This is a genomic window from Streptomyces silvae (assembly GCF_016745505.1).
GTDB lineage: Bacteria > Actinomycetota > Actinomycetes > Streptomycetales > Streptomycetaceae > Streptomyces > Streptomyces silvae.
In genome coordinates this window covers 1-17569 of record NZ_JAERUC010000019.1, presented here as the reverse complement: position 1 = coordinate 17569, position 17569 = coordinate 1, and the positions used below count along the sequence as shown (strand labels likewise).

Below are 17569 nucleotides of genomic sequence, written 5' to 3'. Positions count from 1 at the left end.
AGAAGACGCGCTCCTTGGCCCGGGCCTTCTCCTCGTCGCGCCGTCCGCCGCCGAAGACGGCGTCGAAGCGGTGCTGCTGGATGGCCTCGGTGAGCGGGACGGTCTGCAGCGGGTTGCGGGTGCCGTCGGGGCGCTCGCGGAGCTTGCCGGCGTCGATGTACTCCTGGACGGAGGCGACGTGCAGGCGCAGCCCGTGCTTCTCGACGGTGCGGTCGCGGTATTCGAGGACCTCGGGGAAGTTGTGCCCGGTGTCCACGTGGAGCAGCGTGAAAGGGATCGGCGCGGGGGCGAACGCCTTCAGCGCGAGGTGCAGCATCAGGATCGAGTCCTTGCCGCCGGAGAAGAGGATCACCGGCCGCTCGAACTCACCCGCCACCTCACGGAAGATGTGCACCGCCTCCGACTCCAGGGAGTCCAGGTGGCTCAGCGCGTACGGGTTGACGGTGCCTTCCGGCACGGTGGCGACGGTGCTCACGCCAGGCCCCTCTCGGTGAGCAGCGCACGGAGCGCCGCTGCGGACTCCTGCACGGTCTGCTGGTGCGACTCGATCCGCAGATCCGGCGACTCGGGAGCCTCGTAGGGGTCGTCCACCCCGGTCAGGCCACTGATCTCGCCGGCTGCCTGCTTGGCGTACAGCCCCTTCACATCGCGCTCGGAGCACACCTCGACCGGGGTCGCGACGTGCACCTCCAGATACGCGGTGCCCTCCTGCTGATGACGCTTGCGCACCGCGTCCCGGCTGTCGGCGTACGGCGCGATGACGGGGACGAGAGCCTTGACGCCGTTGGCCGCCAGCAGTTCGGCGACGAAGCCGATCCGCTGGACGTTGGTGTGCCGGTCCTCCCGGGAGAAGCCGAGGCCCGCGGAGAGGAACTCCCGGATCTCGTCACCGTCGAGGACCTCGACCCGGTGGCCGTCGGCGCGCAGCCGGCCGGCCAGCTCGTAGGCGATGGTGGTCTTGCCCGCGCTCGGCAGACCGGTGAGCCAGACGGTGGCTCCCGTCTCCGTCACGCTCATCGATATCTCCTGATCAGTCGTCATCAGCCGTGCAGCCCGCATTCGGTCTTGCCCCGCCCGGCCCAGCGGCCGGCCCGTGCGTCCTCGCCCTCCAGCACCCGGCGGGTGCAGGGCGCGCAGCCGACGGAGGCGTAGCCGTCCGTCAGCAGCGGGTTGGTCAGTACGCCGTGTTCGGCGACGTACGCGTCCACGTCGTCCTGCGTCCAGCGGGCGATCGGCGAGACCTTGACCTTGCGGCGCTTCTCGTCCCAGCCGACCACCGGGGTGTTGGCCCGGGTCGGGGACTCGTCGCGGCGCAGCCCGGTCGCCCAGGCGGCGTACGCCGTCAGCCCCTCCTCCAGCGGCTTGACCTTGCGCAGCGCGCAGCACAGGTCGGGGTCGCGGTCGTGCAGCTTCGGCCCGTACTCGGCGTCCTGCTCGGCCACCGTCTGACGCGGGGTCAGCGTGATGAGGTTGACGTCCATCACGGCGGCCACGGCGTCCCGGGTGCCGATGGTCTCCTCGAAGTGGTAGCCGGTGTCGAGGAAGACCACGTCCACGCCGGGCAGGACCCGGGAGGCGAGGTGCGCGACGACCGCGTCCTCCATGGAGGAGGTGACGCAGAAGCGCTTGCCGAAGGCGCCGGCCGCCCACGTCAGGATGTCGCTCGCGGAGGCGTCCTCCAGCTCCCGCCCGGCCTGCTCGGCCAGCTCCCTCAGGGCCTCGTCGGTGAGCTCGGCGGTCTGCAGAGTGTCCGTCATGTCCCTTGCCCTTCCACGTCGTTGCGCTGGAGACCCTGGGTCAGAAGACCCAGGAACTTCAGCTGGAACGCGCGATTGCAGGAAGCACATTCCCAGGCACCGTGCCCCGCCTCGTGCGGGCGCAGGTCCTCGTCACCGCAGTACGGGCAGTAGAACGGCGCGGCTCGTTCGCTCATGACAGCGACTCCGCACTGGCCCGGGCGGCCCAGGTCGCGAAGCGCTCGCCGTCCTCGCGCTCCTCCTGGAACTTCCCGAGCACCCGCTCGACGTAGTCCGGGAGTTCGGCCGAGGTGACCTTCAGGCCGCGGACCTTGCGGCCGAAGCCGGCCTCCAGGCCGAGCGCGCCGCCGAGGTGCACCTGGTAGCCCTCGACCTGGTTGCCCTCGCTGTCCAGCATGAGCTGGCCCTTGAGACCGATGTCCGCGGTCTGGATGCGGGCGCAGGCGTTGGGGCAGCCGTTGATGTTGATGGAGAGCGGCTCCTCGAAGTCCGGCATGCGGCGCTCCAGTTCGTCGATGAGCGCGGCGCCGCGCGCCTTCGTCTCGACGATCGCCAGCTTGCAGAACTCGATGCCGGTGCAGGCCATCGTGCCGCGCCGGAAGGGGGAGGCGTGCACCTGGAAGTCCAGGGCCTCCAGGCCGGCGGTCAGGGACTCGATCCGGTCCTGCTCGACGTCGAGGATGAGCATCTTCTGCTCGACGGTGGTGCGGACCCGGCCCGAGCCGTGCGCCTCGGCGAGGTCGGCGATCTTGGCGAGGGTGGAGCCGTCCACCCGGCCGACGCGCGGGGCGAAGCCCACGTAGAAGCGGCCGTCCTGCTGTGCGTGCACACCGATGTGGTCGCGCCAGCGGGAGGAGGGCTGCGCGGGCGGCGGCCCGTCCAGCATCGGGCGCTTGAGGTACTCGTCCTGGAGGATCTGGCGGAACTTCTCCGGGCCCCAGTCGGCCATCAGGAACTTCAGACGGGCGCGGGTGCGCAGCCGGCGGTAGCCGTAGTCGCGGAAGATCCCGACGACACCGGCCCACACGTCGGGGACCTCGTCCAGCGGCACCCAGGCACCGAGGCGCTCGGCGAACCGCGGGTTGGTGGAGAGGCCGCCGCCGACCCACAGGTCGAAGCCGGGGCCGTGCTCGGGGTGGTCGACGCCCACGAACGCGATGTCGTTGATCTCGTGCACCACGTCCTGGACCGGCGAGCCCGAGATCGCGGTCTTGAACTTGCGGGGCAGGTTGGAGAACTCCTTGCTGCCGATGTACCGCTCGTGGATCTCCTCGACCGCGGGGGTGCCGTCGATGATCTCGTCGGCGGCGATGCCCGCCACCGGTGAACCGATGATCACGCGGGGGCAGTCACCGCAGGCCTCGGTGGTCGACAGCCCGACCGCTTCGAGCTTCTCCCAGATCGCCGGGACGTCCTCGATGCGGATCCAGTGCAGCTGGACGTTCTGCCGGTCGGTGATGTCGGCGGTGCCACGGGCGTACTCCTGCGAGATCTCGCCGATGACGCGCAGCTGCGCGGTGGTCAGCTTCCCGCCGTCGATGCGCACGCGCAGCATGAAGTAGCGGTCGTCCAGCTCCTCCGGCTCCAGCACGGCGGTCTTCCCGCCGTCGATGCCGGGGCGGCGCTGGGTGTACAGACCCCACCAGCGCATGCGTCCGCGCAGGTCGTTCGGGTCGATGGAGTCGAATCCGCGCTTCGAGTAGATCGTCTCGATGCGTGTCCGCACATTGAGACTGTCGTCGTCCTTCTTGAACTGCTCGTTCCCGTTGAGCGGGGTGAAGTGACCCATGGCCCACTGACCTTCACCACGGTGACGTCCGGCCTTGCGGCGGGGCGTGGCGGTAGCAGGCTTCTCGGGGATGGCGGCCATGGCTATACGTCCTTCGGGACTGCAGGAGGGCGGCTCTGAACTGCACACTCGCGTGAGGCGCGGCGGTGCGCAGGGATGGAGCGGACTTCAGGAAATCGCGGTGCTGGAGACTCTCAGCGGACCGGACAGATGGCGCTGGACATGCGGCCGAGGTCGACGTGCCGCCGACTCACCAAGGCAATTCCAGTTCCAGACATGACGGAAGCGTGTCACGCGAATCTCGGGCCAGTCCACCACGATCCACCATGTGGACGAGATGGTCCCGATATGTGAGACGCTGTGGCGCTGATCACGCCGCTCTGTCGACAAAGCGATACGAGCGGCGTGTGAAAGCGGCGCGGAGGCCCTGTGGTGAGGCGGGGCCGGACGTGGCCAGGAGCGGTCAGGCGTGGCCAGACGTGGATCGGGCGGGGATCAGGCGTGCGCGCCGGGCCAGGGGCCGGGGTTCGCGACGTCGGGCTCCTGCTCGGTCCTCGTGTCGAACAGCCGGAATCCGCGCCGCAGGTAGTTGTCCATCGCGTGCGGGCCGTCGTTGGAGCACGTGTGCAGCCACACCCGGGCGGTCGGGGTCCGCTCCGGATGCCGCTCGGCGAGGTCCCAGGCGCGCGCGACGCCGTACGACAGGAGGTGGCCGCCGATCCGGCGGCCCCGGAAGGCCGGGATCAGACCGAAGTAGGCGATCTCGACCGCCCCGTCCTCCTGGGCGTCGAGCTCGATGAACCCCGCCGGGGTCCCGTTCTCGTACGCCACCCAGGTCTCGGCCGCCGGACGCCCGACGATCTCCTGCCACTGCGCGTAGGTCAGGCCCAGCCGGTCGGTCCACCGGACGTCGCCGCCGACCGCCGTGTAGAGGAACCGGCTGAACTCCGGCAGCGGTATCTCCGCGCGGGCCACGGTCACTCCCTCCGCGGGCGCCGCGGCCGGGCTCAGGTCTGCGGGCGACGTCTGTTCCAGATACCAGACGGTCACGTCGGAGACGGCGGGGGCGGAGTGCGTGGAGTGGCTCATGGCGGCCAGAAAACCACGGCCGAGGCCCCCCGCCCAAACCCGCCCCGCTCAGACCGCGCCCGCCGGCATACGTGCCCTGAGCACCACCGGAGCCGTCGAGCGGGGCAGCAGATCGGCCGGCACGCCCGGGTGGACCACCTCCACCTCGACGCCCTCACGGAACCGGTACGGGCGATGCGCCAGCACCTCCGCGAGATGGCGCCGCATCCGCGATATCTCGGCCCGCACCGTCACCGTCCTGGAGGCGTCGCCGAAGACGTCCTCGGCCAGCTCGGCCGCGCTGCGCCCCTCCGGGTACAGGGCCAGGGCGTACAGCAGCTCCGCGTGGCGGGGCGAGACCCGGCGCGACCAGCTCCCCACCGGGCCCGCCACATGCACCACCAGCTCCCGCTCCCGGCTCAGGTCCAGCACCACCCGGCGCGGCGGGCGCTCGTGCGCGCCCTCCGCGACCTGCACCAGCCAGCCGCCGGGCAGCGGCTCCACCCGGCACATCCCGAGCGAGGCCAGCCACACCGTGCCCGGCTCCAGCGACTTCGGCAGCGGCAGCCGGTCCACCGGCGGCATCCCGCTGACGGCGGCCAGCCAGCCGTGCGTGTCCACCACCAGTGCGCGGCCCCCCAGTCGGCACAGCAGCGGGGCGGCCACCGAGCGCAGCCGCTCGATCGCCACCAGGTGCCGGCTGCGCAGCTCGCTCTCCGCCAGCGCAGCCACCGAACCGACCAGCGCCAGCGTCGCCGGGTGGAAGGTGGAGGCGGGCCCGCTGATGTCGACGATGCCCATCAGCCGGCCGTCCCGGGGATCGCGCACCGGGGCCGCCGCACAGGTCCAGCTGTGCAGGGCGCGGATGAAGTGCTCGGCGGAGTGGACCTGGATGGGGGTGCGCGCCGCGAGCGCCGTACCGATGGCGTTCGTGCCCGTCGCCGCCTCCGTCCAGGCGGCCCCCTCCTCCAGGCAGATGTCCTTGGCCCGGCGCATCACGGCCGCGTGGCCCTGACGCCACAGGACCCGGCCCTCGGTGTCGGTGACGACCATGATCTGCTGCGCCGCGTCCGCGATCGTGGCCAGCCCCTCCCTGAGCAGGGGCATGACCTCGCCGAGCGCCGTGCTCCTGCGCCGGTGCTCGATCTCGTCCGTCTCCAGCAGCCTGCTCTCCGGGGACTGCTCGGGGTCGACCCCGCTGCGCAGCACCCGGTCCCAGGACGCGTCGATCTCCGCGCGCGGCGCCACCGCCGTACGGTCGCCGGCCAGCCGGGCCTCCCGGGCACGGTGGACCAGCCCCGCGGCGACCGCCGGGGACGAGGTGCTCGAAGGCCGCGGCCGCGCGGCAGGCTGAGTGTGCATGACGGGTCCCCCCAACAAAGCGTGGGCCCGGTCCGGAAGAGGAGAACCGGCCCAAAGGACACATCCTGCCGTGGACCGGGCCCGTTGGCTCGTACTCCACGCAATGGTTGCAACCCTTTGCAACTCTGGTGACACGGCCGAGGACCGTAGAAGAGTGGCGGAACACCGTGCGGGGAGTCCTCGACCCGCCGTGCGGTGCGGCACAAGCGTGGAGGGTGGTGCCGTGTCGGCGCAGCACCACCCTCCGTCGTTTGTCCGCTCCCGGCCGGGCAGGAGCCTGGCCCTCTAGCCCTCCTGGGCCCGCGCCCGCTCCACCACCGTGGCCAGATCCAGACTGTGCGGCAGCGTCCCGAAGGCCGAGCCCCAGTCCCCGCCCAGCCGTGACGCGCAGAACGCGTCCGCGGTCTCCGGCGGAGCCCAGCGCAGCAGCAGCGAGCCCTGGAGCACCAGGGCCATCCGCTCCACCAGCCGCCTGGCCCGCGCCTCCACGGCGTCCAGGTCGGCCAGCTCCGTCAGCAGGTCCTTGATCGCCGCGTCCAGCCGGTGGTCCGCGCCGCGCGCCTTCCCGACCTCCCGGAGGAAGGCGTCGAGCGCCCGCGGCTCACGCTGCAACGCCCGCAGCACATCGAGCGCCTGTACGTTGCCCGAGCCCTCCCAGATCGAGTTGAGCGGGGCCTCGCGCAGCAGCCGGGGCATCCCAGACTCCTCGACGTACCCGTTGCCGCCGAGGCACTCCAGGGCCTCCCCGACCACCGCCGTGCACCGCTTCGTCACCCAGTACTTGGCCGCCGGCACCGCGATCCGCAGGAAGGCCCGCTCCTCCTCCGTGTCCGCGTCGTACGCTGCGGCCAGCCGCAGCGCGAGGGTCGTCGCCGCCTCCGACTCCAGGGCCAGGTCGGCCAGGACGTTGCGCATCAGCGGCTTCTCGATCAGCAGCCCGCCGAACGCGCTGCGGTACGCGCTGTGGTGGACCGCCTGCGCCACCGCCTGGCGCATCAGCGCCGCCGAACCGACCACGCAGTCCAGCCGGGTCGCCGCCACCATCTCGATGATGGTGCGCACCCCCCGCCCCTCCTCGCCGACCCGGCGGGCCCACGTCCCGTCGAACTCGACCTCGCTCGACGCGTTGGACCGGTTGCCCAGCTTGTCCTTGAGCCGCTGGATCGCGAACGCGTTGCGGGCGCCGTCCGGCAGGACGCGCGGCACGAGGAAGCAGGTCAGCCCGCCCGGCGCCTGCGCCAGCACCAGGAAGCCGTCGGACATGGGCGCCGAACAGAACCACTTGTGGCCGGTGAGCAGATACTCCCCGTCACCGGCCAGCGGCTCGGCGCGGGTGGTGTTGGACCGTACGTCGGTGCCTCCCTGCTTCTCGGTCATGCCCATCCCGAAGAGCACGCCGGCCTTCTGCGCCGCGGGGCGCAGACCCTCCTCGTACACGTGCGAGGTCAGCAGCGGCTCCCACTCCGCGGCCAGCTCCGGATCGGTCCGCAGCGCCGGGACCGCCGCGTGCGTCATCGACAGCGGGCAGCCGTGGCCCGCCTCGGCCTGTGTCCAGACCAGGAACCCGGCCGCGCGCCGGACATGGCCGCCCGGCCGGCCCCAGGCGTCCGTCAGACCGGCGGTGACCGCGTGCCCCAGCAGCCGGTGCCAGGCCGGGTGGAAGTCCACCTCGTCGACGCGGTGCCCGTAGCGGTCGTGGGTACGCAGCTTCGGGGGGTTCTCGTTGGCCTGCGCACCCCACTGCTGGGCCTGGAAGGAGCCGGCGGACCGGCCCAGCGCGCCGAGTTCCTCCCGGGCCTCGCCGAGGATGCCGGGCGCGAGGTGCCGCTCGACCGCCTCGGTCAGCGCACGGTCGCCGGCGAAGACGTCATAGCCGACCAGCGGCGGAACCTGGTTGGTCACTGTGTGGGTGCTAGGTGCCATGCCGATACGGTAAGGAGGTGCAGGCAGCAAATGAAACACCCGAGCGGCCGCCGGGCCGGCTCCACCGGGCCCGTGTCCTCTACCGCAACGTCTCCAAGCGGCAGATGGCGTGGCAATTGCTCAAGGACACGGTCAATTCGTGCGTCGAGTACCGCATCCTGGGCCTCGCGGCCGAGGCGGCGTTCTTCACGCTGCTGTCCCTGCCGCCGCTGCTGCTCGGCCTGATCGGGCTCCTCGGTTACGTCGACGACTGGACGGACACCACCACGGTCGCCTCCATCGAGCGCAACATCCTGAGCGCCGTGCAGACCGTGCTGTCCGAGCGCGGCGTCAACCAGATCGCCAAACCCCTCATAGCCGACGTGACCACGGGCGCGCGCCCCGACGTCATCTCCATCGGCTTCGCCATCGCGCTCTGGTCCGGATCACGCGCGGTGAACGTCTTCATCGACACCATCACCGTGATGTACGGGCTCGACGGCCACCGCGGGATCGTCAAGACCCGCCTCCTCGCCTTCCTGCTGTACGTGGTCGCGCTGCTGCTCGGCGCGGTGGTGCTGCCGCTGCTGGTGGTCGGCCCCGACCGGGTGGTGGAGTTCGTCCCCTGGGGCACCGAGGTGCTCGCGGTCATGTACTGGCCGCTGGTGATACTGCTGTCCATCGCGTTCCTGACGACGCTCTACCACGTGTCCGTCCCCGTCCGTTCGCCGTGGATAGAGGACGTGCCCGGGGCGCTCGTGGCGCTCGGGATGTGGGTGCTGGGGAGCTTCCTGCTCCGGATCTATCTGACGAGCACGGTGGAAGGGCCCACCATCTACGGCTCGTTGGCGGCGCCCATCGCGGTGCTGCTCTGGATAGGGATCTCCGCCTTCGCCGTACTGGTGGGCGCCGCGGTGAACGCGGCGATCGACCGGGTCTGGCCGTCGCTCGCCACGGCCGCCGCCCGCGCCGCCAGCGACCGGATCAAGGCCGCCCAGGCCGCGGAACTCGTGGCACGGGCCGCGAACTGGGACGCGTACGCCGAAGACGACGAGGAGGAGGACGTGTCCATGCCGTCCGAGTTCCCCGAGCGGTGGTCACGCTTCCTGCCCCCGGACGACGTGAAGTCCCGGCTGCACGGCAACCGGGACAAGGACGCCCCCTGAGAGCGGTCCCGCTAGCCTGGTGACCATGGGCGCACGCTACGAGGAGCGCGCTTCGCGCGTCGACGGCGCGGTCCTCTGGACCTGGAGCGGACGGCGCGAGCCCACCCGGCCGGTCCTGCCCGACGGCTGCATCGACCTGCTGTGGGCGGGCGGCCGGCTGCTGGTGGCGGGCCCCGACACCCACGCGTTCACCCCCGGCGCCGCGCTCTCCGGGAGCAGCGCGGGCATCCGCTTCGCCCCCGGTACGGCACCCGCGCTGCTGGGCGTCCCCGCGCACGAGCTGCGGGATCGGCGGGTCGCCCTCGACGCCCTCTGGCCGGGCGCGGAGGTCCGCAGGCTCACCGAACGGGCCGGTACGGCCGACGACCCGGCCACGGTCCTGGAGGGCATCGCCCTGCGCTGGGCGGCCGGCGCCGGGCCCCCGGACCCGCTCACGGTCGCCGTCGCCGCGCAGCTGCGGCAGGGGCGCTCCGTCGCCGCCACCGCGCACACCGTCGGGCTGGGCGCCCGCCAGCTGCACCGCCGTTCGCTGGCCGCGTTCGGCTACGGCCCCAAGACGCTCGCCAGGGTCCTGAGGCTGCAGCGCGCCCTGGACCTCGTACGCGCGGGAAAGCCCTACGCGGAGGCGGCGTACGCGGCGGGCTGTACCGACCAGGCGCACCTGGCCCGGGAGATGCGGGACCTGGCCGGCACGACCCTCGGCGGCTACCTGGACGCCACGGGCGAGCGCCGGAGCCGTGACCGGTCCTGGACGGCACGGTCACGGCTCCCGACGTTCTTCCGGTCAGGCGCAGTCGGCAGGCGAGGTGCCCGGCGCCGTGAGCGGCAGGCCCAGCTGAGCGCGTTCGGTGAGCCACCGGGTCGGCCGGTACCGGTCGTCGCCCGTCGTGGCGTGCAGGGACCGCTGGAGCTCCAGCATCCGCGCGGCGCCGATCCGGTCGCCCCAGGCCAGCGGGCCCGCCGGATACCCGAGTCCGGTCGTGACGGCGACGTCGATGTCCGCCGGGACGGCCAGCGAGCGCTCCGCGATCGAGGCGGCGACCGAGACCACCGAGACGAGCAGCCGCTGCGCCACCGAACCGGCGGTGTCCCGCACCACCGACACGGGCCAGGCATCCTCACCGTCCGCCGCACGTGCCAGGACCGCGCGGGCGTCCCGCGCTGCGGCCGGGTCCGACGCGGGTGTCACCGCGAGCACCCGGCGGCGCCCCGCCGGAGCCAGCGGATCGACGCCGAAGGTGCGGTCGGCGGGCAGCCCGGCCGAGGCCACCGCCGCGGCCACGGTGGTGCCCCAGACGGGGACCATGACCAGGGCGCCCTCGGTGGGTGCTGGACCGGTCCCGACCGTGGCCCCGGCGGCGGTCAGCGCGGCCCGCAGCGCCACTGCGTCCTGGTCGTACGCGCCGTCCGCGACGAACACGGGGCGGTCCGCGTCCCCGGTCACCGGCGGTTCCGGCGCCGCGGCGGGTGCCTCGGGGCCGTACGCGAACCAGCCCTGTCCGGTCTTTCGGCCGTGCAGGCCCGCGGTCACCCGGTTCGGGGTCAGGTACGACGGGCGGAGCCGGTCCTCGTGGCGGAAGCCCTGCCAGATCGAGTCGATGACAGCGGCGGTGACATCGAGCCCGGTGAGGTCCATGAGCTCGAAGGGGCCCATGCGCAGCCCCAGGACGTCCCGGGCGATCCGGTCGATCCCGGCCGCGTCGGCGACGGACTCCTCCAGCAGCGCCAGGGCCTCGGTCACCAGCCCCCGCCCGGCGTGGTTGACCAGGAAGCCGGGGGTGTCGGCGACGGTCACCGCCCGGTGGCCGCAGCTCTCGACCAGCTCCGTGAGGACCTGCGGGATCCCGGGGCGGGTGGCGGCCCCGGGCACGACCTCGACGATCCGCATCAGCGGCACCGGGTTGAAGAAGTGCAGCCCCGCGAGCCGTCCCGGGTCCCGCAGCGAGGCGCCGATCCGGGTCACGGACAGGGACGAGGTGTTGGTCGCGAAGACCGCGGAGTCCGGCAGGGCCTCCTCCAGCTTCCCGAAGACCTCGGCCTTGGTGTCCAGGTCCTCCCGGACCGCCTCGATGACCAGCCCGACCTCCGGGCCCGGCGCCCACGGGTCGTCCAGCGGGACCAGCCGGTCCAGGGCCGCGGCCATCTCCCCGGCAGGCATCCGGCCCTTCTGGACGGCGCGCTCCAGCATGGACCGTACGAACTCCACGGCCGCCGTCACCGCCTCCGGCCGGACGTCGCACAGCTCGACGGTGTGTCCGCCCGCCGCCGCCCACTGGGCGATACCGCGGCCCATGGCGCCGGCGCCGACGATCCTGATTCGCATGGCAGTTACGGTCCTCTCGGGGTGGGAACGGGGGAGTGCTCTCCGTGCTCCGGGGTGTACTCAGCGAAGATAGACGCGGCCGGGGTCGACGTCCTCGCGCAGGAGCCGCAGCTCCGCCGCGGTCGGCGGCGGCACGGTCCCGACCTCGTCGGACACCTTCAGCTCCCAGCCGGTCGCGTCCCGGACCTGATTCACCGTCACGCCCGGGTGCACGGCGATCAGTTTCAGCTCCGAGCCGACGCCCACGCGGGCCAGGATGCCCAGTTCGGTGATGACCCGGGTGACCCCCGCGCCCAGCGGCCGGATGCCCTCGGCGAGCGCCCGGTCGGGCCCCGGGGTGGTGCAGAAGTCCAGGGTCCCGGTGAAGGAGCGGGGGTTGTGGCGGCGCATCACCACGAACACCTCGTGGGAGTTGGCCATCACCTCGACCGCGCCGCCCGAGCCGGGCAGCCGCACCGCGGGGCTCTCCCAGTCGCCGATGACGGAGGTGTTGAGGTTGCCCCACCGGTCGATCTGCGCGGCGCCGAGGAAGCCCACGTCGATGTGACCGCCCTGGAGCACACAGCCGAACAGCGCCGGCATCGACAGCACGGCCTCCGCGCCCGAGATGAGCACGGCGTCGGCGATGGTCTCCGGCAGATGCGAGGGGTGCGCCCCGCAGACCCCGGACTCGTACACGACCTCGATGTCCGGGGCGACCGTCAGATGGGCCAGCTCGGTCGCCAGCGTCGGCAGCCCGATGCCGGCGAACACCGTGCGGCGCGCGGCCAGTTCACGGGAGGCGACGACGGAGAGCAGCTCGGACGAGGTGACTGTCTCCGGTGCGGTGGCGGTGGTCATGTGCCGTTCCTTCCCCTGCGGCGCGCTCACAGCCGCCGTCCGTAGTTCACCGGTTCGCTGAGCGCCTCGCCCACCGCGAGCCCCGCCCAGAAGTCCTCACCCAGCTTGTCGACGTACTCGGCGTGGTCCGCCGTTCCGTACACCCACTCGGCCAGCCAGGCCCGCAGCCGCTCCGGGTCCTTGCTGATGTGCGACCAGGCCCGGTAGAAGGCGTTGTCCCGGTCGTAGTAGCCCTGCGCGAAGGAGGGGTGCGCGCCGCGCGGGCAGACGACGACGGCGTCCACGGCATGGGAGGGGACGACGGTGCGGTTGGGGTCCGAGCGGACCACCTCGTCCGCGACGACCTCCTCGACGACGACGATGGCCTTCTCCGCCGCGTACACCGCCTCGGCCTGGATGCCCGTGAGCCCCCAGATCTGGGTGTTGCCCCGGCGGTCGGCCCGCTGGGCGTGGATGATCGTCACGTCCGGGTTCACCGGCGGTACGACGTAGATCTGCTCCTGTTCACCGCCGGGCCCGGGATACGGCGAGACCACCTTGCGCAGATCGCTGTTGACGGACGGCAGGTCGCTGCCGCCGTAGCTGCGCAGCGGGTAGAAGGGCAGCCGCTGGGACCCCGCGAGGTAGCGGCAGACCATCCCGTAGTGGCTGTACTCCTCGAAGGCCAGCGGGGCCGGGTCGGCGCGCTCGATCCTGCGCCGCAGCTCACCGAGCGAACCGGCGGAGGAGTTGCCCACGAAGGAGGACACCAGCCGCGAGACACAGCCCGCGGCGAGCATCTGGTCCACCACGATGTCCGCCGTCATCCGTACGACGGTGAGGTCCTTGCGGCCCTGGCGGATGATCTCGTGCCCGGCGGCGGTGGGGACGAGATGGGTGAATCCTTCGAGGCTGACGGTGGCCCCGTCGTGGACGAAGGCGGCCACGGCCTCCTTCATCGACATGACTTTGCCGGCGTCGTCGGCCGTTTCCGTCCGCTTCACGGTGCTCCTCGGCGAGTGCGTCCTGGTCGCCCTTACCGTGTCAGCGGTCATTGATTGCTGTCCAATACCGAATTAAGGTCGGATCAAGACTCACGGTTAATGAATGGACCTCCGATGGAACTGCGTCATCTCACCGCGTTCACCGCCGTCGCCGAGGAGCTGCACTTCGGCCGCGCGGCCAAGCGGCTCCAGATGGCGCAGCCTCCGCTCAGCCAGCAGATCCGGCAGCTGGAGAAGGAGCTCGGCGTCCAGCTCTTCGAGCGCAACACCCGCTCGGTGCGGCTCACCAGCGCGGGGGAGTCCTTCCTCGAACCCGTACGGACCGTGCTCGACGACCTCGACATCGCCGTACGGGCCGCGAAGGCCGCCGGGCGCGGGGAGTACGGCCGGGTCACCATCGGCTTCGCCGGGGCGTCCAGCCACGAGACGCTGCCCCTGCTGACCCGGGCCGTCCGCGCCGCCCACCCGGGGATCGAGCTGGCCATGAAGGGCCAGACGTACGCCAACGTCGCCCTCTCCCGGGTCGCCGACGGCTCCCTCGACCTGGGCTTCGTCCGGCTCCCCGTCACCCAGCCCGGGGTGGCCTACCGGGTGATCGACGAGGAGGAGCTGCTCTGCGCGCTGCCCTCCGACCACCCGCTCGCCCGCCTGGAGAGCATCCCGATCGGGATCCTCGCCGACGAACCCTTCGTCTCCTTCCCCGCGAACGCCGGCTCCACGGTGCGCGACGCGATGGTCCAGGTCTGCGAGGGCGCCGGTTTCAACCCGCGCGTGGTGCAGGAGGCCCCCGACTCGTACACGATCCTGGCCCTCGTCGCCGCGGGCGTCGGCGTGACGCTCACGGTCTCCTCCGTCCGTCACATCCAGCAGAACGGGCTCGTGTACCGGTCCCTCGCCGGTCCGCCCGTCCAGCGGCAGGCCGCGCTCGCCTGGCGTACGGACAACCCTTCGGCCGCCCTCCGTGCGGTGCTCGCGGTCGCCGAGGAAGCCCTGCCCACGCCCTAGACGGACTGATTGAGACGCCTGGCGTCTTGATGGTGCGGCAACTCGATATTGGACCGACTCAGTGGTCCAGTGCGAAGGTCGCCCCACACAAATCGAACCCGCCGAGGTGTCCAGCCGTGCCCGACCAGACCGATGTCGTCATCTGCGAGCCGTTGCGCACACCCATCGGGCGTTTCGGCGGCGTGTTCGCCCAGCAGACCCCGGCCGCGCTCGCCGCACGCGTCATCGCCGAGGTCGTCGCCCGTACGGGAATCGACCCGGACCGGGTGGACGAGGTGATCCTCGGCCACGCCTACCCCTCGTCCGAGGCCCCCGCCATCGGCCGGGTCGCCGCCCTGGACGCAGGCCTCCCCGACACCGTCACCGGCATCCAGACCGACCGCCGCTGCGGCTCCGGCCTCCAGGCCGTCCTCGACGCGGCGATGCAGATCCGGGCCGGGTTCAGCGACGTCGTCATCGCGGGCGGCGTCGACGTCATGAGCGCCGCCCCCTACTACACGCACGACGGCCGCTGGGGCATCAAGGGCCCCGGCCTCCAGCTCCACGACTCCCTGGCCAGGGGCCGGGCCACCGCGGGCGGGATCCACCACCCGGTGCCCGGCGGCATGATCGAGACCGCCGAGAACCTGCGCCGGGAGTACGGGATCAGCCGCGCCGACCAGGACGCCCTGGCCCTGCGCTCCCAGGCCCGCACGGCCCGCGCCGTGCGGGAGGGGCGCTACGACGCGGAGACCGTCCCCGTGACCGTACGCACGAGGAGGGGCGAGACGGTCGTCACCGCCGACGAGCACCCCCGCCCCGACACCACCGCCGAGCAACTCGCCGCGCTGCGCCCCGTCATGGCGAAGACCGACCCCGAGGCCACCGTCACCGCGGGCAACGCGAGCGGGCAGAACGACGCGGCGGCCGCCTGCCTCGTCACCAGCGCCGCCACCGCCGAACGCCTCGGGCTCACCCCCCTGGTCCGGCTCGTCTCCTTCGCCCGCGCGGGCGTCCCCGCCGCGACGATGGGCATCGGCCCCGTCCCGGCCACCCACGCGGCCCTCGGCCGGGCCGGCCTCACCCTCGCCGACCTCGACCTGATCGAGATCAACGAGGCCTTCGCCGCCCAGGTCCTGGCCTGCACCCGGGAGCTCGGCCTCGGCGAGAAGGACCACGAGGAGCGCGTCAACGTCAACGGGTCCGGTGTCTCGCTCGGCCACCCGGTCGGCGCCACCGGCGCCCGCATCCTCGCCACGCTCAGCCGGGAGATGCACCGCAGCCGGGCGCGCTACGGCCTGGAGACCATGTGCATCGGCGGCGGCCAGGGCCTCGCCGCGGTCTTCGAACGCATCCCCGGCTGACCCGTCCCCCCCCCCCGTCCCCATCCCTTCCGTCCCCGCTCCACCACGCGACCCAGGGCGTCCCGGGCGACGCCGGGCCCGCCGTGCCCCATCCGCTTGATCAACCATGTTCACGGGAGCCACCATGAGTGCGACCACCGCAACCGCACGCGAGCGAACGAAAGCCGCCAACCGCGCAGGGTTCGGAGCCTTCATCGGCTCCACCATCGAGTGGTTCGACTTCTACATCTACGGAACCGCGGCAGCGCTCGTCTTCGACAAGGTGTTCTTCCCCGAACTCGAAGGCCCCATAGGCACCCTGGTCGCCTTCGCCACCTTCTGGGTCGGCTTCCTCGCCCGCCCCCTCGGCGGCATCATCTTCGGTCACTACGGCGACAAGCTCGGCCGTAAGAAGACCCTCGTCATCACCCTGCTGATGATGGGCGTCTCGACCACCGCGATCGGCCTGCTGCCCGGTTACGCCTCCATCGGCATCGCCGCCCCGATCCTCCTGGTCTGCATCCGCATGATCCAGGGCATCGGCCTCGGCGGCGAGTGGGGCGGCTCCGTCCTGATCGCCTCCGAGCACGCCCCCAAGGGCAGGTCGGTGCTGTACGGGGCGTTCGCCCAGCAGGGCTCGCCCGTCGGCAACACCCTCTCCACCGTGAGCTTCCTGGCCATCAGCCAGCTGCCCGACGACGCCTTCGTCTCCTGGGGCTGGCGGGTGCCGTTCCTCGCCTCCGCCGCGCTCGTCATGGTCGGTCTGCTGGTCCGCCTGAAGGTCGCCGAGTCCCCGGCCATGGCCAAGCTCATCGAGAAGAAGGAAGTCGCCAAGCTCCCGCTCTCCGAGGTCCTGCGCAGCCACCCCATGCTGATCGTCCTGGGCATCGGCGCCTGCACCATCGGTCTGTCGGCGACGTACTTCAAGTCGACGTTCGCCCTGTCCTGGGCCACCACCTCCCTGGGCTTCGACCGCAGCTCGTTCCTGACGATCATCCTGGTCGCCAACGTCACCCAGATCGTCGTGCAGCCCTTCGGCGCCCTCATCGCCACCCGGATGAAGAGCTGGTCGCGCGCGGTGATCGTGATGCTGGTCCCCGAACTGATCCTGATGCCGGTGATGTTCGTCCTCATCAGCACCGAGAACTACGGCCTCGCGATGGTGGGCGTCGCGGTCGCCACAATCCCGCACTGCCTCTACTACGCGGCCCTCGCCGGCATGCTCGCCAGCCGCTTCCCGGCCCATCTCCGCTACACCGGCATCTCGCTCTGCTACCAGCTCTGCGGCACCCTGCTCGGCGGCACGACCCCGATCATCGGCCAGTTCCTGCTCAACCGGACCGGCTCGATCACCGCCGTCATCGCGTACGCCGTCTTCCAGGTCGCGCTGACCCTGGGCTGCATGCTCCTCCTGCTCAAGCGCCCCAACCACGACGAGCAGTCCGCCGAGCCGGTCGCCGCACCCCGCACCGCGCCCGTCACCGCCTGACCCGCCGGCCGCTTCAACGCCTCACCGCCTCACCCCCAGAACGGAGCACGCCCATGCCGCTGACCGCCCACGGCATCCCGGAGATCCTCGCCCTCGGCGGGCGCGACCTCGGGCGCTCGGAGTGGAAGGAGGTCACCCAGGAGCTGATCGACGCCTACGCGTACGTCTCGGGGGACCACCAGTGGATCCACACCGACGTCGAACGCGCCGCCTCCGGGCCGTACGGACGCACCATCGCCCACGGCTACATGGTGCTGAGCTGGGGCATCCCGATGTTCGGCGAACTGCTCCAGGTCACCGGGGTGGGACGCGCGCTCAACTACGGGGTGAACCGGGTCAGGTACCCGGCGCCCGTCCCCGTCGGCAGCCGCGTCCGGCTGCACGCGTCCGTCACCGAGGTGAAGGAGGTCGCGCGGGGCGGAGTACAGATGACGCGGGGCTTCACCTTCGAACTGGAGGGGTCCGAGAAGCCCGCCTGCGTCGCCGAGTCGCTGACGCACTTCTACCCGTAGGGCTCGGAGCGCGCACGCGAAGGCGCCCGCCCGGGATCCCGGGCGGGCGCC

General features: G+C 72.0%; 17 protein-coding genes and 1 pseudogene. 6 read left to right on the top strand and 12 right to left on the bottom strand.

Annotated elements, in window-relative coordinates; all coding sequences use genetic code 11:
* The 9 genes from cysD to JKV81_RS03265 form a co-directional block, all read right to left on the bottom strand.
* On the bottom strand, positions 1 to 475 hold a 475-nt coding region (cysD, locus tag JKV81_RS03300; RefSeq protein WP_202074880.1), incomplete at its 3' end, for a sulfate adenylyltransferase subunit CysD.
* Positions 472 to 1041 carry an adenylyl-sulfate kinase gene (cysC, locus tag JKV81_RS03295; protein WP_099174957.1) on the bottom strand — a complete coding sequence of 190 codons (570 nt, stop codon included), beginning with the start codon at positions 1039 to 1041 and terminating at the stop codon, positions 472 to 474. The genes cysD and cysC, both read right to left, overlap by 4 nt.
* Positions 1041 to 1757 (bottom strand): phosphoadenylyl-sulfate reductase, encoded by a 717-nt coding sequence (locus JKV81_RS03290; protein WP_129266185.1) that lies wholly within the window; start codon positions 1755 to 1757, stop codon positions 1041 to 1043. The genes cysC and JKV81_RS03290 overlap by 1 nt, the downstream gene beginning before the upstream one ends.
* The gene (locus tag JKV81_RS03285; RefSeq protein WP_099174959.1) at positions 1754 to 1933 is read right to left on the bottom strand and encodes a hypothetical protein; all 180 of its coding nucleotides are present in this window, start codon (positions 1931 to 1933) and stop codon (positions 1754 to 1756) included. Before JKV81_RS03285 ends, JKV81_RS03290 begins: the two co-directional genes overlap by 4 nt.
* Positions 1930 to 3627, bottom strand: coding sequence for a nitrite/sulfite reductase (locus tag JKV81_RS03280; RefSeq protein WP_202074879.1), 1698 nt, complete (start codon positions 3625 to 3627; stop codon positions 1930 to 1932). The genes JKV81_RS03285 and JKV81_RS03280 overlap by 4 nt, the downstream gene beginning before the upstream one ends.
* 113 nt (positions 3628 to 3740) lie before the next feature.
* Positions 3741 to 3824 carry a putative leader peptide gene (locus JKV81_RS36770; RefSeq protein WP_349817346.1) on the bottom strand — a complete coding sequence of 28 codons (84 nt, stop codon included), beginning with the start codon at positions 3822 to 3824 and terminating at the stop codon, positions 3741 to 3743.
* Positions 3825 to 4041: 217 nt separating this feature from the next.
* Positions 4042 to 4635: a GNAT family N-acetyltransferase gene (locus JKV81_RS03275; protein WP_202074878.1), complete on the bottom strand. Its 594-nt coding sequence runs from the start codon at positions 4633 to 4635 to the stop codon at positions 4042 to 4044.
* Positions 4636 to 4683: 48 nt separating this feature from the next.
* A complete protein-coding gene (locus tag JKV81_RS03270) occupies positions 4684 to 5976 on the bottom strand; it encodes a GAF domain-containing protein (RefSeq protein ID WP_129266188.1) in 1293 nt (430 codons plus the stop codon).
* A gap of 285 nt (positions 5977 to 6261) precedes the next feature.
* Positions 6262 to 7899 (bottom strand): acyl-CoA dehydrogenase family protein, encoded by a 1638-nt coding sequence (locus tag JKV81_RS03265; RefSeq protein ID WP_129266189.1) that lies wholly within the window; start codon positions 7897 to 7899, stop codon positions 6262 to 6264.
* A 17-nt stretch (positions 7900 to 7916) separates the two neighbouring features.
* On the opposite strand from JKV81_RS03265, the gene JKV81_RS03260 reads away from it, so the two are divergent.
* The gene (locus tag JKV81_RS03260) at positions 7917 to 9044 is read left to right on the top strand and encodes a YihY/virulence factor BrkB family protein (protein WP_124275426.1); all 1128 of its coding nucleotides are present in this window, start codon (positions 7917 to 7919) and stop codon (positions 9042 to 9044) included.
* Positions 9045 to 9069: 25 nt separating this feature from the next.
* Positions 9070 to 9762, top strand: a pseudogene (locus tag JKV81_RS03255) (DUF6597 domain-containing transcriptional factor); the annotation flags it as partial.
* Between the two features lie 66 nt (positions 9763 to 9828).
* On the opposite strand, the gene JKV81_RS03250 reads toward JKV81_RS03255, so the two are convergent.
* The 3 genes from JKV81_RS03250 to JKV81_RS03240 are packed head-to-tail and all read right to left on the bottom strand — an operon-like array spanning position 9829 to position 13151.
* Entirely contained in the window at positions 9829 to 11367 is a 1539-nt protein-coding gene (locus JKV81_RS03250; RefSeq protein WP_202074877.1) for a 3-hydroxyacyl-CoA dehydrogenase, read from the bottom strand.
* Between the two features lie 60 nt (positions 11368 to 11427).
* On the bottom strand, positions 11428 to 12207 hold the full coding sequence (locus tag JKV81_RS03245; protein WP_202074876.1) for a CoA-transferase subunit beta: 780 nt from the start codon (positions 12205 to 12207) through the stop codon (positions 11428 to 11430).
* A 26-nt stretch (positions 12208 to 12233) separates the two neighbouring features.
* Entirely contained in the window at positions 12234 to 13151 is a 918-nt protein-coding gene (locus tag JKV81_RS03240; RefSeq protein WP_202074881.1) for a CoA transferase subunit A, read from the bottom strand.
* A gap of 153 nt (positions 13152 to 13304) precedes the next feature.
* Between JKV81_RS03240 and JKV81_RS03235 the strand changes: the two genes are divergently transcribed.
* The 4 genes from JKV81_RS03235 to JKV81_RS03220 all read left to right on the top strand — a co-directional run bounded on the left by JKV81_RS03235 (position 13305) and on the right by JKV81_RS03220 (position 17518).
* Positions 13305 to 14195, top strand: a complete 891-nt coding sequence (locus JKV81_RS03235) for a LysR family transcriptional regulator (protein WP_099174968.1) — start codon at positions 13305 to 13307, stop codon at positions 14193 to 14195.
* Between the two features lie 116 nt (positions 14196 to 14311).
* On the top strand, positions 14312 to 15538 hold the full coding sequence (locus JKV81_RS03230) for an acetyl-CoA C-acetyltransferase (RefSeq protein ID WP_129266194.1): 1227 nt from the start codon (positions 14312 to 14314) through the stop codon (positions 15536 to 15538).
* A 124-nt stretch (positions 15539 to 15662) separates the two neighbouring features.
* Positions 15663 to 17006 carry an MFS transporter gene (locus JKV81_RS03225; protein ID WP_202074875.1) on the top strand — a complete coding sequence of 448 codons (1344 nt, stop codon included), beginning with the start codon at positions 15663 to 15665 and terminating at the stop codon, positions 17004 to 17006.
* Between the two features lie 53 nt (positions 17007 to 17059).
* Complete coding sequence (locus tag JKV81_RS03220; protein WP_129266196.1) at positions 17060 to 17518, top strand: MaoC family dehydratase; 459 nt, start codon at positions 17060 to 17062, stop codon at positions 17516 to 17518.
* The last annotated feature ends 51 nt before the right edge of the window (positions 17519 to 17569 follow it).

Bases quoted from the DNA above. Each gene is read 5' to 3' on its own strand.
- JKV81_RS03285 (WP_099174959.1), bottom strand. From the start codon at position 1,933: ATGAGCGAACGAGCCGCGCCGTTCTACTGCCCGTACTGCGGTGACGAG.
- JKV81_RS03270 (WP_129266188.1), bottom strand. From the start codon at position 5,976: ATGCACACTCAGCCTGCCGCGCGGCCGCGGCCTTCGAGCACCTCGTCC.
- JKV81_RS03250 (WP_202074877.1), bottom strand. From the start codon at position 11,367: ATGCGAATCAGGATCGTCGGCGCCGGCGCCATGGGCCGCGGTATCGCC.
- JKV81_RS03220 (WP_129266196.1), top strand. From the start codon at position 17,060: ATGCCGCTGACCGCCCACGGCATCCCGGAGATCCTCGCCCTCGGCGGG.
- JKV81_RS03290 (WP_129266185.1), bottom strand. From the start codon at position 1,757: ATGACGGACACTCTGCAGACCGCCGAGCTCACCGACGAGGCCCTGAGG.
- JKV81_RS03265 (WP_129266189.1), bottom strand. From the start codon at position 7,899: ATGGCACCTAGCACCCACACAGTGACCAACCAGGTTCCGCCGCTGGTC.
- JKV81_RS03225 (WP_202074875.1), top strand. From the start codon at position 15,663: ATGAGTGCGACCACCGCAACCGCACGCGAGCGAACGAAAGCCGCCAAC.
- JKV81_RS36770 (WP_349817346.1), bottom strand. From the start codon at position 3,824: ATGTCTGGAACTGGAATTGCCTTGGTGAGTCGGCGGCACGTCGACCTC.
- JKV81_RS03275 (WP_202074878.1), bottom strand. From the start codon at position 4,635: ATGAGCCACTCCACGCACTCCGCCCCCGCCGTCTCCGACGTGACCGTC.
- JKV81_RS03280 (WP_202074879.1), bottom strand. From the start codon at position 3,627: ATGGCCGCCATCCCCGAGAAGCCTGCTACCGCCACGCCCCGCCGCAAG.
- JKV81_RS03235 (WP_099174968.1), top strand. From the start codon at position 13,305: ATGGAACTGCGTCATCTCACCGCGTTCACCGCCGTCGCCGAGGAGCTG.
- JKV81_RS03240 (WP_202074881.1), bottom strand. From the start codon at position 13,151: ATGTCGATGAAGGAGGCCGTGGCCGCCTTCGTCCACGACGGGGCCACC.
- cysC (WP_099174957.1), bottom strand. From the start codon at position 1,041: ATGACGACTGATCAGGAGATATCGATGAGCGTGACGGAGACGGGAGCC.
- JKV81_RS03245 (WP_202074876.1), bottom strand. From the start codon at position 12,207: ATGACCACCGCCACCGCACCGGAGACAGTCACCTCGTCCGAGCTGCTC.